General features: G+C 50.2%; 10 protein-coding genes, 3 tRNA genes and 1 pseudogene. 7 read left to right on the forward strand and 7 right to left on the reverse strand.

Features of this window, described 5'->3' with window-relative positions; translation table 11 throughout:
- Positions 1-371 precede the first annotated feature (371 nt).
- Together BZJ17_RS07705 and BZJ17_RS07710 are read left to right on the forward strand one after the other, a co-directional pair.
- A complete protein-coding gene (locus BZJ17_RS07705; protein ID WP_077456165.1) occupies positions 372-1,688 on the forward strand; it encodes a YjiH family protein in 1,317 nt (438 codons plus the stop codon).
- A 183-nt stretch (positions 1,689-1,871) separates the two neighbouring features.
- Positions 1,872-2,519: an alpha/beta fold hydrolase gene (locus tag BZJ17_RS07710; RefSeq protein WP_077640326.1), complete on the forward strand. Its 648-nt coding sequence runs from the start codon at positions 1,872-1,874 to the stop codon at positions 2,517-2,519.
- 2 nt (positions 2,520-2,521) lie between these two features.
- Here BZJ17_RS07710 and BZJ17_RS07715 read toward each other — a convergent pair whose 3' ends face one another.
- Positions 2,522-3,793: a DASH family cryptochrome gene (locus tag BZJ17_RS07715; protein ID WP_077640327.1), complete on the reverse strand. Its 1,272-nt coding sequence runs from the start codon at positions 3,791-3,793 to the stop codon at positions 2,522-2,524.
- A gap of 98 nt (positions 3,794-3,891) precedes the next feature.
- A complete protein-coding gene (locus BZJ17_RS07720; protein WP_077640328.1) occupies positions 3,892-4,224 on the reverse strand; it encodes a DUF3392 domain-containing protein in 333 nt (110 codons plus the stop codon).
- A gap of 90 nt (positions 4,225-4,314) precedes the next feature.
- On the opposite strand from BZJ17_RS07720, the gene BZJ17_RS07725 reads away from it, so the two are divergent.
- Positions 4,315-5,256 carry a Gfo/Idh/MocA family oxidoreductase gene (locus BZJ17_RS07725; protein ID WP_077640329.1) on the forward strand — a complete coding sequence of 314 codons (942 nt, stop codon included), beginning with the start codon at positions 4,315-4,317 and terminating at the stop codon, positions 5,254-5,256.
- Positions 5,257-5,270: 14 nt separating this feature from the next.
- On the opposite strand, the pseudogene BZJ17_RS07730 reads toward BZJ17_RS07725, so the two are convergent.
- Positions 5,271-6,436 (reverse strand): annotated as a pseudogene (locus tag BZJ17_RS07730) (AarF/ABC1/UbiB kinase family protein).
- 239 nt (positions 6,437-6,675) lie between these two features.
- Between BZJ17_RS07730 and BZJ17_RS07735 the strand changes: the two are divergent.
- From BZJ17_RS07735 to BZJ17_RS07750, 4 genes are all read left to right on the forward strand, one after another.
- Positions 6,676-8,349 (forward strand): methyl-accepting chemotaxis protein, encoded by a 1,674-nt coding sequence (locus tag BZJ17_RS07735; RefSeq protein ID WP_198534122.1) that lies wholly within the window; start codon positions 6,676-6,678, stop codon positions 8,347-8,349.
- A gap of 179 nt (positions 8,350-8,528) precedes the next feature.
- Positions 8,529-10,277 carry a formate--tetrahydrofolate ligase gene (locus BZJ17_RS07740; RefSeq protein WP_077640331.1) on the forward strand — a complete coding sequence of 583 codons (1,749 nt, stop codon included), beginning with the start codon at positions 8,529-8,531 and terminating at the stop codon, positions 10,275-10,277.
- 140 nt (positions 10,278-10,417) lie between these two features.
- The gene (locus BZJ17_RS07745; RefSeq protein WP_077640332.1) at positions 10,418-10,891 is read left to right on the forward strand and encodes an NYN domain-containing protein; all 474 of its coding nucleotides are present in this window, start codon (positions 10,418-10,420) and stop codon (positions 10,889-10,891) included.
- A gap of 67 nt (positions 10,892-10,958) precedes the next feature.
- Positions 10,959-11,783 (forward strand): Cof-type HAD-IIB family hydrolase, encoded by an 825-nt coding sequence (locus BZJ17_RS07750; RefSeq protein WP_077640333.1) that lies wholly within the window; start codon positions 10,959-10,961, stop codon positions 11,781-11,783.
- Positions 11,784-11,952: 169 nt separating this feature from the next.
- Here BZJ17_RS07750 and BZJ17_RS07755 read toward each other — a convergent pair.
- The 4 genes from BZJ17_RS07755 to BZJ17_RS07770 all read right to left on the reverse strand — a co-directional run bounded on the left by BZJ17_RS07755 (position 11,953) and on the right by BZJ17_RS07770 (position 13,383).
- Positions 11,953-12,029, reverse strand: a tRNA-Val gene (locus BZJ17_RS07755).
- Between the two features lie 13 nt (positions 12,030-12,042).
- Positions 12,043-12,119: transfer RNA gene (locus BZJ17_RS07760), tRNA-Val, on the reverse strand.
- 23 nt (positions 12,120-12,142) lie between these two features.
- Positions 12,143-12,219 (reverse strand) — tRNA-Val (locus tag BZJ17_RS07765).
- A 159-nt stretch (positions 12,220-12,378) separates the two neighbouring features.
- A complete protein-coding gene (locus BZJ17_RS07770; protein ID WP_077640334.1) occupies positions 12,379-13,383 on the reverse strand; it encodes a DUF3080 domain-containing protein in 1,005 nt (334 codons plus the stop codon).
- Positions 13,384-13,438: the final 55 nt, after the last annotated feature.

Consider the following 13,438-nt stretch of genomic DNA (forward strand, 5'->3'; position numbering starts at 1 on the left):
TCCAAAAACGTGGTTACGATAATCTGTGAGCTGGCCCACCTTATACCCTACAAGTTGCTAACGGAATCTGATCTTGGTCAATAAAATAGTGTAACAAACTTTTCACAAATGAAGGTTTGATGAACTATAAAACGCAATTGAGCCGTAGCAGTTGTGCTCTATGGATGTATTTATTCAGTATTTATGACTAAATAAACATTTACATCGCATGCATGATTCGGTAATCTCGATTGCAGATAGTCACCGTGAGTGAATAATTAATCGACAATTTGTCGTTTTATCACTGTGACACAAATAAAAATTCAGGATTCAGACGTATGCAAAAAACTGACTCTCTCTCGACGACGGTGCCTTCGATGAGAAATATTCTGATGTTCGCCATCCCATCGCTTCTTGGCTTACTCCTCTTTATGACGCCGGTAAATTTCGGCGACGGTGTCACCATCCCCATTGCGGTCATGGCAGGAAGTGTTCTTGATCTATTGGGCGGCTCGGCAACCGCTGTGGTCACCGCATTGGTGGTTTTCAGTGCGGTCACCTCATTGATTGTCACGCTAGCCAAACCCCGCTTTATTACTCGTCACGGTTTCCTCAACGGCCTATTCAATGTTTCACCGATTTGGCTAGCCACCCGTGTGATTGGTGGTGTATTTGTTGCCATGACCTTCTTCGGTTACGGCTCTGAACTGATCATGGGTGAGCTTACTGGCGCGTTTGTGCTTAACGATCTGCTGCCCATCCTGCTGTCTGTGTTTATTTTTGCCGGATTGCTGTTGCCATTGCTGACCAGTTTTGGCCTGCTGGAGATGTTAGGCGCCGTTTTCACCAAAGTGATGCGTCCATTATTTGGCTTGCCTGGCCGCTCGGCGGTTGACTGTGCGGCATCTTGGTTAGGCGACGGCAGTGTCGGTATTTTGATGACGAGCAAGCAATACGAGCAAGGTTTTTACACGCAGCGTGAAGCCGCGGTTGTCGGTACCACCTTCTCAGCGGTATCGATCAGCTTTAGCTTGGTTGTGATCGCCCAAGTTGACTTGATGCACATGTTTACTTGGTTCTACTTGGCGGTGTGTCTGGCGGGGATTGCTGCAGCGATTATTGTTCCTCGTCTTCCGCCACTTTGCTGGAAAAAAGACGAGTTGATTGACGGCTCAACCCGCGAATCGAACGAAGAAGTGTTGCCTGAAGGCCATACTACGCTGAGCTACGGCTTACAGTGCGCGCTTAACCGTGCTGAAAAAATTCGCTCGGTGAACAGCGTACTCAAAGAAGGGGCTCAAAACGCAGTTGACATGGTATTGGGCGTACTCCCTGTCGTGATGGCGATTGGTACAGCGGCATTGATGGTGGCTGAGTACACCAGTATCTTTAACGTACTAGGTGCACCGTTTGTTCCTCTGCTTGAGCTACTGCATATTCCTGAGGCGGTGAAAGCATCAGAAACCATGGTGATTGGTTTTGCGGATATGTTCATCCCTGCCATTCTTGCCGCGGAAATTGATAGCGAAATGACTCGCTTTGTGATTGCAGCGATGTCGGTCACGCAGCTGATTTACATGTCCGAAGTTGGCGCTTTGCTGCTAGGCAGTAAAATTCCAGTCAAAATCTGGGAACTGTTTGTGATCTTTATTTTGCGTACCTTGGTGACCTTACCGGTGATCGCTGGTGTTGCACATTTGATTTTCTAAGCCGATAGGCCAAGAACAGTCTGTTAAGCGCCTCGCGTTTTCAACGTGGGGCGTTTTTTTTGGGTCACGAATCCATGCAGTAGCACGTTATGCTTGGTATGGTAAATGCACGCGGATTATCTCGCATGTCACCACTCGTCTATCACGACATGATGAGCGGTAAGGGTTTAATAAGGAGATGGGATGAAAATAGTGACACTTCATGGGCTGTACATGCACGGTGTTTTTTTGATCCCGCTAAGTGAACGCCTAGAAAAGCAAGGACATGAGGTGCTCAACCTTTCTTATAACACCCTAGATCCGGACTTTGAGCAAATTGCTCGTCGCATCAATGCGTTTATTGATCATCAGCCCACGATTTTAATCGGCCACTCGATGGGCGGGCTGATTATTCGTCGCTATTTAGAGCAGAGTGCGCAATTAGACGATAACCCTGCTGATGCGGTGCATGCGGTGATTACCCTCGGCACCCCCCATCAAGGAGCAACACTCGCCAAGGTGTTTGATGATTTAGGGTGGGGCGGCTGGCTGTTCCAACGGAGCCAATCTATTTTGTTGCCCGATCAGGTGATTCCCTGGCAGGGATTACCGCCTTTGCACAGTATTGCTGGAAATTGCCCGTGGGGCCCAGCATCGCTGCTGATAAAGAACCAAGTTTGCGACGGTACTGTGCTGGTCGAAGAAACCAAAATCGAAGGCATGAGCAGCCATGATATCTTTCCGCTCACCCACATTGCATTGCTGTTTTCTCGTCGGGTGAGCGATAAAGTGATCGCCATTATCGACAGCTACCAGCCTGCTTCCGACCAAGCCGTACAAGTTGAACCCTAACGCTAATGTGACGGAACCTCATCGGCGAGCCAGCGAGCAATAAATGTCCCCTCAGGGTCGTATTGTGCAGTTTGCTTGTCGAGATTAAACCGACGACTGCCGCGCGGGTCTGCACCGACACCGGCGAGGTATTGCCAATTACCATAGTTAGCGGCGACATCGAAATCAATCAGTTGCTGCTCAAAGTAAGCTGCGCCGTAACGCCAGTCCACACCGAGCTCATGCACCAAGCAGCTCGCGACTAATTGACGACTCCGATTCGACATCCATCCCGTGTGTTTTAGCTGGCGCATGGCGGCGTTGACGATCGGGAAATCGGTGTTGCCTTCACGCCATGCCATAAAGGCTTCGGCGTAAAACGTGGTGAGCGGACGTTTATCGGTAATGCCTTTAAAACGGAAAAAGCGCGCTCCGTAGTGGTACAACATCCACTGGAAATACTCCCGCCACAGGAGCTCAAAATAGAGCCAATAGGTAGACTCATTTTTTTCCACATTACGCTCATAACGGTCCAGCTCTGCAGCGACCCAACGCACAGACAAACAACCATTGGCTAGCCATGCGGATAAACGGGATGAAAAATCCCAACCATCCAAACCATTTCGCGTCTCTTTGTAGCGCTGAATACGATGGGTATCCCATAAGTAATGATTCAGTTGCGCGCGGCCAGCAATCTCTCCACCTTGATATGGTGCAATACGGCGATCCGATAAAGGTGCGGGCTCGGTAACTATGCCATCGATAGGACGCGGTAGGGACTCTGGCACGGCAAGCGGTAGATGTGGCGGAATGTCGCGCTTTTCGACCGCTTTTCTAAATTGCGTAAAGGTGGCTGGAATATCCGGTAAATCAAAGGGTAACTGATGCTGACTAAACAGTGTATGTGCATCAGACACCACCACACGTTGTGGAAACCGGCTAACAAGGGTATCTATTTGCTGGCGCTCAAAGGGGCCTGGGTGATCGGTGACACCAATAACATCAATCTGATGTTGAGTACACATGTCGGCGAGCACTTCCAAAGGTGCGCCTGTTCTAATAATGAGTTTTTGCCCCATGACGTCGAGCGCACGATGAAGCTCGATAAGGCTTTGCCACAAAAACGCTTCGCGCTGAGGGCCGAGATGTTTACTTTGGAAGTGATCGGCGCGAGACCAGCGCGGATCAATGACGAACACACAGGTGAGTTCGTCACAGCTCGAAGCAAGATTGGCGAGAGCAGGGTTGTCATGAATTCGAAGGTCGTGGCGAAACCACATCAGTCCGCGTTGCATGTTGATCTCCTTTTTCTYGCCAATACGCCGAGAATCGACATCCAGATTGATCAGTAAGTATGGATGCCGATGTTTTAAACAGCGAATTGGGTCTAGGATTAGATCTGTCGTTGACGTTGCGCCCAATAGCCAACAAACACAAAGACGCCTACCACAGCGCACATCAGCCATTGATCAGGCCATGCGCGCATTTTCGCGGCGAGCCAAGGGGAGACTGCCACAATAAATGCACCATAGCCAAATGCATTGATGCCAATAAACACCAAGGTGCGGACAAAAAAGTTGTGGCCGGTCAGTAAACGACGCAGGGTACGATTAATGTCGTTACCAAACACCACCAATAAAGATGCGGTGACCGCAATGGCGATCTCGTTTAACCAAGGGGTTAGCCAAGCTCCGCCTTGGGCAAGCCAAGAGATAATAATATTCATAATTCGTCACACTCTGTAGAATGCTGCTAGGTTACTGATTTCTACTAGCGACTTCCAGCCTCAGCGTAAGTCGCGCGGTAAGGAGAAAACATGAGAATTGCCTCGATAGGATTGGGTGACATCGCCCAAAAAGCATACCTGCCACTGCTTGCAAGTTGGCCCGAACTTGACTGGGTCATGTGCAGCCGCCAAGCCGATACACTAGCGGAATTGGCGCAGCAGTATCGGGTGGCGCACACAGCAGCCAATGTTGAAGAAGTATTGGCTCTGAACGTGGATGGGGTGATGATTCATGCTGCCACTCATGCTCATCCGGCGTTGGTGCGTCCGTTCTTAGCCGCAGGTATTCCCGTGTTTGTCGACAAACCGGTGGCCCAATCGGGGGCGGATGTTGAAGCTCTCTTTAACCTTGCTGAAAAGCATAATACGCCTTTGTTTGCAGGATTTAATCGCCGTTATTTACCGTTGTTAAACGCCCATTTAAACGGACAGCGCCCAGAAGATGAACTCGGCTCGCCCCTGTTATCGTTGCGGTGGGAAAAGCATCGTCATGCGCTGCCAGATGCGCCCCGTCGATTCATTTTCGATGACTTTATTCACCCGCTTGACAGTATTAACCTGCACGGTGACATGAACATTGATGATTTGGATGTGTTTGCCCAGTTTGATGAAGGACTGCTCGCGCGTTTAGATATTCGTTGGCATCGCGACAATAGCTTATTTGAAGCCAGCATGAATCGCCAATATGGCGCCACCAAGGAAACCATAGCCGCAGCCTACCGTAACGAGTGTTACTTCTTTGATGGATTTACACGCGGTGAGCGCATGCAAGACAATCAAGTCGCGCAATTGTCTCTCCCTGATTGGACGGGCATGCAGGCCAGCAAAGGGTTTGAAGCCATGCTGACCCACTGGTTTGAGGTCGTCAACACGGGCCGGATAGATGCCGCTATCACCGCACGCAGTGTGGCCTCTCATTGGGTGGCCGAAGACTTAGTCGCCTATTGTGAAGCGCTGCGAGACAATGGTTAATTTCGCTTACACGATTACGCTGTTTTTACGCGTTCTGCCGTGAGGTAAGGCATCAACAAGGCTCGCACATTTAAGGTCACATCCAATTTGGCGGCCAGCAAATACAGCCCCGCAATTTTACGATGCAAAAATAGCGCATCCGCCGGCGGCGTATGCCAATAGCCTTGCTCCATACTCAGCGCCATCCCACGGTTGCGTAAACGGGTGGCTAAATCGGCTTGACCAAAATGCGATAGCCCTCAGTAAATCGTGAGGTGTACTGACGGGTGGCACCAAAATCGAGCAAGACGATACGGCCACTTTCTGGTTGGTATAAATAATTGGCGAAGTTAGGATCTGTTTGGACTTCCCCAAACACAAACACTTCTTCAAAGAGCAGGGTAAAGAGTTGACTCACCGCGCGATGACGCACGGCAGGCTCGGCTTTTGTTAGGGTTTCAATTGGTTCACCCGCCATAAAATCCATGGTCAACACGCGATCTGTGGTTAAGGTTGAATGGATATTGGGCACCACTAAATCCGTATGGGCATTCAGCCGCTCGTTAAAGCGCATCATTGCATTCGCTTCTTTACGATAATCGGCTTCATCATGCAGCTGTTGCTTCGCTTCATCGAGTAAGGCTTGGTAATTCGCTTCTTTGGGGATCAGGCCACTCAAGCGCAATAAGGTAATCACATTATCGACATCGCTATCGATGCTGTCTTTAATCCGCGGGTACTGAACCTTCACCGCCACTTTGTCACCAGCATCAGTATAGGCTTCGTGCACTTGACCTATCGACGCTGACGCGATGGGCGAAAAACGAAAGTGGGTAAAAGCTTGCTTCCATTCGGGCCCCCACTGCTCGGTGAGTACTTGGTTAAGTTGGGTTGATGGCATAGGCGTGGCATGATTGCGTAATCGAGCCAATAAATCACTGAGCTCGGGTGGGATCAAATCTCCCGCATCCATTGACAGTAACTGACCGACCTTCATTGCCGCGCCGCGCAAATCCGCCAGTTTATCCGCTACATGAGCAATATTCGCCGGCGACATCACCAAATCTTTACGGCTCGGCCGATTGCCTTGTGCAAACTGCTTCGCACCTTCCCACGCCACATTCGACGCCACACGCCCCGCTAGGGAAGCCAACGCTCCTAACCGAGAATACCGCCCATGAGGAACCTTGCTACTTTTCATCACCGTCTCCTTGTTAACCTCTAAAGATACGACAAAAGCAGGGGAATGGTTTGGTGGAGACGAGTTGAATACACGCCAGGATATGACACGGTTCCTACCAGTTACATGACACTTCAACCAGTATCACAGCTTCGCTAATTGAGTGTCGCTTAGTTCATAGAAAACAGCTGGTTATGTTTTATCCTGTCTAGCTAAGTAGTAGCATTTGCTTACAAAATTAGTCTGTAGGGTAAATGCTAATGAAGCTGATGTTTAAAACAAAAATACTGCTGCTTGCCATTGTGCCGCTAATTGCCTCGATATTGATTTTGAGTGCGATCACGGCACATAACGAGCGGACATTAATAGAAGAGAACATTGCCACGTTTCGGGAAAAATTAGTCAACGAGCGAAAAAAACAACTCGAAGAAGTGACTCAGGTGGCCGAGAACATTGTAGAACGCATCAATCCCGGTACCAGTGAGGCACGTCTGGCGGCGCTGAAAACGGCGCTTACTGATGTGAAATTTGGCGAAGCGGGTTACTTTTTTATCTACAACAAACAGGGGATTAATGTGTTTCACCCTGTTAAACCAGCCCTTGAAGGGAAAAACCTGATTGATTTTACCGATCCGAAAGGCAACAAGGTTATTCAAGGCCTGCTTGAGGCCGCACAGCGAGGCGATGGCTTTTTCAATTTTATGTTTGATAAGCCCGGCGCTGACCAGCTGATTGAGAAAATTGGCTATGCGGTGATGATCAATAATGGTCGATGGTTGCTTGGTACCGGTGCCTATATCGATGATATCGAGCGAGAGGTAGCCGCTTATCGCAGTGAAGCAGAGCAAGCATTGGATGCTAAGATCTGGCGTTTAACCTTGCTTGGTTTGGGCACGGTGATTATCACAGTGTTGCTAGTGAGCTGGTTTGCGCAGCGCATTGGTGAACCAGTGAAAAACATGCTCGATAAGCTTAATGATATTGCCAGTGGCGAGGGCGATCTCACTCAGCGCTTGCATGTGCACGGCCATGATGAAATTGCCCAACTTGGTCATGCGTTTAATCGCTTTGTGGACAAACTGCAGCAAACTATTCAACGGGTCGCTCAGGTCACTGCACAAGTGAATAGCACTGCCAGTGATATGGCGCGGCAGACCGCGACGGTAGCCCAGCACTTACAAACTCATGATAACGAAACCGAGCAAGTGGTAACCGCGGTGACAGAGATGAGCTCTGCTGCGCAAGAAGTAGCACAAAACACCACGCAGGTTGCTGATGCGGCTACGTCTGCCACCCAAGATGCGCAAAACGCGCAAACCCAAGTGCATGAATCTATCGCGTCGGTTGAGCGGTTGGTGGCGAAAATGAGCGAGTCGAGTCAGCAGGTGGATCAGCTTAAAGCCCAGTCAGATAAAATCACCTCGGTACTGTCTGTGATTGGTGAAATTGCCGAGCAAACCAATCTGCTGGCGCTAAATGCAGCGATTGAAGCCGCCCGTGCGGGCGAGCAGGGTAGAGGCTTTGCGGTGGTGGCCGATGAAGTGCGCACCTTGGCCAGTCGTACCCAAACCAGCACTCATGAGATCCGTGACATGCTTGATGGTCTCCATGTGCATGTAGATAGTGCCGTCAAAACTATTGCCGACAGTGATCAAGAGTGCCAAAGCATGGCAACGATTTCAGCGCAAATTGGCGAACGAATCACCTCGGTGAGTGCGGCTTTCTCGCAAGTAAACGATATGACCTCGCAAATTGCTAGCGCGGCGTCAGAGCAAACCACGGTCACAGAAGATATTCATCGTAATCTGGTATCGATTCGCGACATTGTCGCTAGCTTGTTGACCTCCAGTGAGGCATCGTCACACGCTGCGGAAGAGCTGAGCTCGCTTGGCCAAGATCTCGATACCTTGGTCGGGCAATTTAAAGTCGCCTAAATCTCTCTTGATTCGCACCCACGCGAAAGCGTACGCGCAAGGCGTACGCGCAAGGCGTGATAAAAACGTTAAAGGACGCTTACGGCAAGCGTCCTTTCGCTTTACAATAGGAATTTTAGCGGTATTATGCTCACGCAAACGTTTGCTTTGAACATATTGTGCGCTATTGAGAGGGTTTCATGCTGCCTGATGTCGAGATCTGTCGTAACACCACACTCGCCCCCATATCTACCATTGCCAAGCAAGTTGGCCTCCTTGACTCAGAGTTTAAAACGCAAGGTAGCTATAAAGCCAAAATCTCTCTCGATTGCTTAAAGCGTCTTGCGCCCAACCCAACCGGAAAGTTAGTCCTGGTCACCGCTATAACTCCCACGCCCTTGGGTGAAGGCAAAACCGTCACCACCATTGGTTTGGCGCAAGGCTTGGCGAAGCTGAATCATTCTGTGACAGCATGTATTCGTCAGCCTTCGATGGGGCCCGTATTTGGTGTGAAAGGTGGCGCAGCTGGCGGTGGTTATTCGCAAGTGGCTCCGATGGAGGAGCTCAACCTCCACCTGACGGGAGATATTCATGCGGTGACCGCGGCGCACAACTTGGCTGCTGCGGCTATTGATGCGCGAATTTATCACGAGCAACGTCGAGGCTATGACGATTTTGAGGCGCGCAGTGGCTTAAAAGCGTTAAAAATCGACCCAAATCGCGTGGTATGGAAGCGGGTGATGGATCACAACGATCGCGCCTTGCGTATGGTAACTGTGGGTAAAAACGCGCCGGGCAAAACCATCAACGGCTACGAGCGTGAAGGCGGGTTTGATATCTCGGCCGCCTCTGAGCTAATGGCGATTTTGGCGTTGGCGAGCGATCTTCGCGATCTGCGTCAGCGCATCGGCCGCATAGTGTTGGCTTATAGCCATACCGGTGAGCCGATCACCACCGAAGATTTGCAAGTAGCTGGCGCGATGGCGGTCAGTATGAAAGAAGCGATTGAACCCACCTTGATGCAAACCCTAGAAGGCGTGCCGACACTGATTCACGCTGGTCCATTTGCCAATATTGCCCATGGCAATTCGTCAATTATCGCCGATAACATTGCCCTTAAGCTGGGTGATTATACCGTCACCGAAGGCGGCTTTGGCTCGGACATGGGGTTTGAAAAAGCCTGCAACATTAAAGCGCAAGCATCCGGTAAAGCGCCAGACTGTGCAGTGATTGTGGCGACATTGCGCGGCTTAAAAGCCAACTCGAGTCACTACAATTTACAGCCTGGTCAGCCTATGCCTGACGCGCTCTTTGCGGATGATAATGAGGCATTAGTAGCAGGGTTCGAAAACCTCAAATGGCATATCAATAATGTGACTCAATATGGTGTGCCGGCGGTGGTGGCGATTAATCGCTTTCCACAAGACAGTGATGCGGAGCTTGCGACACTCAAGGCGATGATTGAAGCGCTGCCCAACAAGGTGCGGGTAGCGATCAGTGAAGGCTTTGCCCAAGGTGGCGAGGGTACGCGTGAACTAGCGGAACAAGTGGTCGCGCAATGTGAAACCAATGCATCATTCTCGCCCTTGTATCACGCCCAGCAAAGCTTGGAAGAAAAACTAATGGCGGTTGCGGAAGTTGGTTATGGTGCGGGAGGCGTGACGTTAAGTGACACCGCGAAACAGCAACTGCAACAATTTAAAGCGCAAGGATATGACGGCTTGGCAGTCTGTTTGGCGAAAACGCCACTGTCTATTTCAACCGATGGTGCGATAAAAGGCGCTCCCAAAGGCTTTGATGTACCGATCCGCGAGTTGAAATTATGCGCGGGTGCCGGATTTGTCTATGCCTTATGTGGCAACGTGATGACCATGCCCGGTCTACCGGAAAAACCAGCGTTTATGAACCTTGACCTTGATGATAAGGGTAATATTGTTGGGTTAAGTTAATGAGACTAACCCTCGCGAGAGCCGCTGTTATCAGCGGCTTTTTTGTTTGTGTTAGATGCGGCCACGCTATCATTATCTTCACGGTTGCGTGATGTGGTATCCTCTCTGACTTCAATTCTCCCACCGACTGTGAGCCTGACTTGAAAAAAATCGCGGTTTTTGTCGACGTTCAAAATATCTACTACACCACACGCCAAGCCTACGGGCGTCAGTTTAACTATCGCCAGTTGTGGCAAACCCTCAACAACATGGGTGAGGTGGCAACCGCGTATGCCTACGCCATTCGCCGCGATGACGATCAGCAAATCAAATTTCAAGATGCCCTTCGCCACATTGGTTTTACCGTCAAGCTCAAACCTTATATTCAACGCGCCGATGGCAGTACCAAAGGCGATTGGGATGTAGGGATTGCCATTGATGTGATGGAAACCGCGCCCGAGGTTGATACCGTGGTGCTGTTATCCGGCGATGGAGATTTTGACTTACTGATGAACAAAATCCGCGCGCGCTATCACACTGAAGCGGTGGTGCTTGGTGTGCCTTCCCTAACGGCTAATTCCTTGGTGAACAGTGTCGATCGCTTTATTGCGATTGAAGACGATATGTTGTTGTAGGCACGGCATTTATTTTGCAGTTCTGGGACAGTTTCTGATTTTATGTTGATGTTGAAGTGAGTAAACGATGTACAAATTAATCGCCCTAGATATGGACGGCACCTTGTTAAACAGCGAGAAAGCAATATCTGCTGAGAATAAGCAAGCCATTGCCCGCGCGCGTGAGAAAGGCGCGACTGTGGTATTGGCGTCCGGTCGGCCGCTTGAGGGCATGCAGCCTAAGCTAGACGAACTGGGAATCGGGTCGGATAAAGACTTTGTGCTGTATTACAACGGCTCGATGGTGAAAAACGTAGGGACCGATGAGGTGATCTTGCAAAAAGGGCTAGACGGCAAAGCCGCGAAAGCGCTGGCTCGGCACGCTGAGGCTCTGGGTGCCTCCGTGCACGCGTTTAGTACTGAGCACGGTTTGATTACACCAGCACAGAACCCGTATACCGAGATTGAGGGCAAGATCAACGGCCTAGATATTACCGTGATGGATTTCGAGACCCTAAGCGATGATCATCCGATTATCAAAGTGTTGATGGTGGCAGAGCCAAGCAAGCTAAACGAAGTGATCAGTGCGTTACCATCCGCGCTACGCGAGGAATTTACGGTAGTGCAAAGTGCGCCTTTCTTCCTCGAGTTTTTAAACCCAGCGAGCAATAAAGGGGCGGGGGTGGCCGCCATTGCAGCGCATCTAGGTATTCAACCCGGTGAGGTGATTTGCATGGGCGATGCTGAAAACGATCACGCGATGTTGGAATACGCGGGCCTTGGCATTGCGATGGTGAATGCGATGGAAGCAACCAAGCAAATCGCGGATTACATTACCGAGAGCAATGATGAGCACGGTGTGGCCAAAGCGATTGAAAAGTTTGTGTTAGCCGCGGATAGCGCCGTAGCGTAAAACGAAAAAGCATGAATCAATGGGGCGGGTATTTGAGCCTGCCTCGCTTTATTTCATGATACTGATGGCATCGTTTACTGACGTGGCGTGAGCCTATCTTGCTTTAAAGAACAGGTAGCGGTATTCGCGGAAAACAAAAAAGCCTGCTAAACAGCAGGCTCTCTGGAAATGGTGCGTCCGGGCAGACTCGAACTGCCGACCCCCGCCATGTCAAGGCGGTACTCTAACCAACTGAGCTACGGACGCGAATTTCAAAATGTGGTGCGTCTGAGTGGACTCGAACCACCGACTTCCACCATGTCAAGGTGACACTCTAACCAACTGAGTTACAGACGCATAATTTTTCGTTTCAAGCAAAGTGGTGCGTCCGAGTGGACTCGAACCACCGACCCCCGCCATGTCAAGGCGATACTCTAACCAGCTGAGCTACGGACGCACAGTGCTTGAAAGCGGGATGAATAGTAGCGAGTTCATCTGTGTCACGCAAGCGCTTGAGCGCACTTTTTTGCACATTGACGTCTGTTTGGCGATTTGGTGGTCAAATTGATGGTTTTTCACCATTTTTCTTTATGATCGCGACGTGACAGGCGGACACTTACCCGCCTAAGGTCACGTTACAGCGTTGGAACAGCTGTTGCCATACATCGGCATGATGACGAATGGCCTGTTTATACGCCGTGTATGCCTCGCCTTGCCAATAGGCGGATTTATACGCAGAAAAAGGCGGAGGCGTTTCTAGGGAGGCAAGTTGGTTTAATGTTGGCGATACATCACGATACAAGCCGTCTACGCGCGCCAAATAAGGTTGTACTTCACCCACATAATATTTGTAAAACACGGTTTTTAATCGCTCGAGGCGGGTAGTATCAAAATTTTCACCACACAGTACTTTGGATTGATTGTCAGCAATCAACTGGCTGGTTTGATTAAGCCAATCCGTATGCGCTGTCAGACTGACGAATAATGCGCCTAAAATCGGTTGTTTTTCAATACTTTCTTGCCACTCAAGAATGCTTTCATGAGTCGACGATGGCTGTTGAACCAAGCGGCCGAATTGTGTCATCGCGCTGACCGCATTGCTATGCGCGGGAAGTTCAATCGGCAACGTGTGAATCGGCAATGACCACTGTGCTTGCCAGGCGCTGCTATCAATCACCGTATTCCAGATAACGGCGGGAAGTTGCTGGGTTTTGCTTACGATGGCGTCATTGAGCGCGGTTCGGATGCTGTCATCTTTCACCTTTGGCAGGCATTGCTTAGCGACACGGATAAAACTGAGTTCGTAATCAAGCTGACGAAAGCGATCGGCGACTTTTCCCAGTGAGGAATTACGCTCGGCAATTAAATTAAACAGCCCGCATTGGCGCAGTTCATAAGCATCGAGTAACCCTAAACGGAGATCGGCGATGGGTTGTACCAGTTCCCGTTTACGAGGCAAAGAGGGTAGCGCCGGTAGGTTAAGGGCAGAGGGATCTGCATCCAACACATTTCCGAGGCGTTGTTGGTAGTCGGCCATCATGGCTTTAGCCGGATCGGCTGGTTCACAAGCAGTCAGCAAGCTTATCGATAGAACAATCAGAAGGGGAGCGAGTAAGCGCATAACACGGTGATTCCTTTAGCGTCGATGCCAGTCGATACGAAGGCGACCCGCAACT

Origin of the sequence: Salinivibrio sp. IB574, from assembly GCF_001996205.1 — a bacterium.
Classification (GTDB): domain Bacteria; phylum Pseudomonadota; class Gammaproteobacteria; order Enterobacterales; family Vibrionaceae; genus Salinivibrio; species Salinivibrio proteolyticus.

What these genes read in the sequence shown, in the direction of transcription:
- BZJ17_RS07705 (WP_077456165.1), top strand. Translation starts at nt 372, where the DNA reads ATGTTCGCCATCCCATCGCTTCTTGGCTTACTCCTCTTTATGACGCCG.
- BZJ17_RS07710 (WP_077640326.1), top strand. Translation starts at nt 1,872, where the DNA reads ATGAAAATAGTGACACTTCATGGGCTGTACATGCACGGTGTTTTTTTG.
- BZJ17_RS07715 (WP_077640327.1), bottom strand. Translation starts at nt 3,793, where the DNA reads ATGCAACGCGGACTGATGTGGTTTCGCCACGACCTTCGAATTCATGAC.
- BZJ17_RS07720 (WP_077640328.1), bottom strand. Translation starts at nt 4,224, where the DNA reads ATGAATATTATTATCTCTTGGCTTGCCCAAGGCGGAGCTTGGCTAACC.
- BZJ17_RS07725 (WP_077640329.1), top strand. Translation starts at nt 4,315, where the DNA reads ATGAGAATTGCCTCGATAGGATTGGGTGACATCGCCCAAAAAGCATAC.
- BZJ17_RS07735 (WP_198534122.1), top strand. Translation starts at nt 6,676, where the DNA reads ATGAAGCTGATGTTTAAAACAAAAATACTGCTGCTTGCCATTGTGCCG.
- BZJ17_RS07740 (WP_077640331.1), top strand. Translation starts at nt 8,529, where the DNA reads ATGCTGCCTGATGTCGAGATCTGTCGTAACACCACACTCGCCCCCATA.
- BZJ17_RS07750 (WP_077640333.1), top strand. Translation starts at nt 10,959, where the DNA reads ATGTACAAATTAATCGCCCTAGATATGGACGGCACCTTGTTAAACAGC.
- BZJ17_RS07770 (WP_077640334.1), bottom strand. Translation starts at nt 13,383, where the DNA reads ATGCGCTTACTCGCTCCCCTTCTGATTGTTCTATCGATAAGCTTGCTG.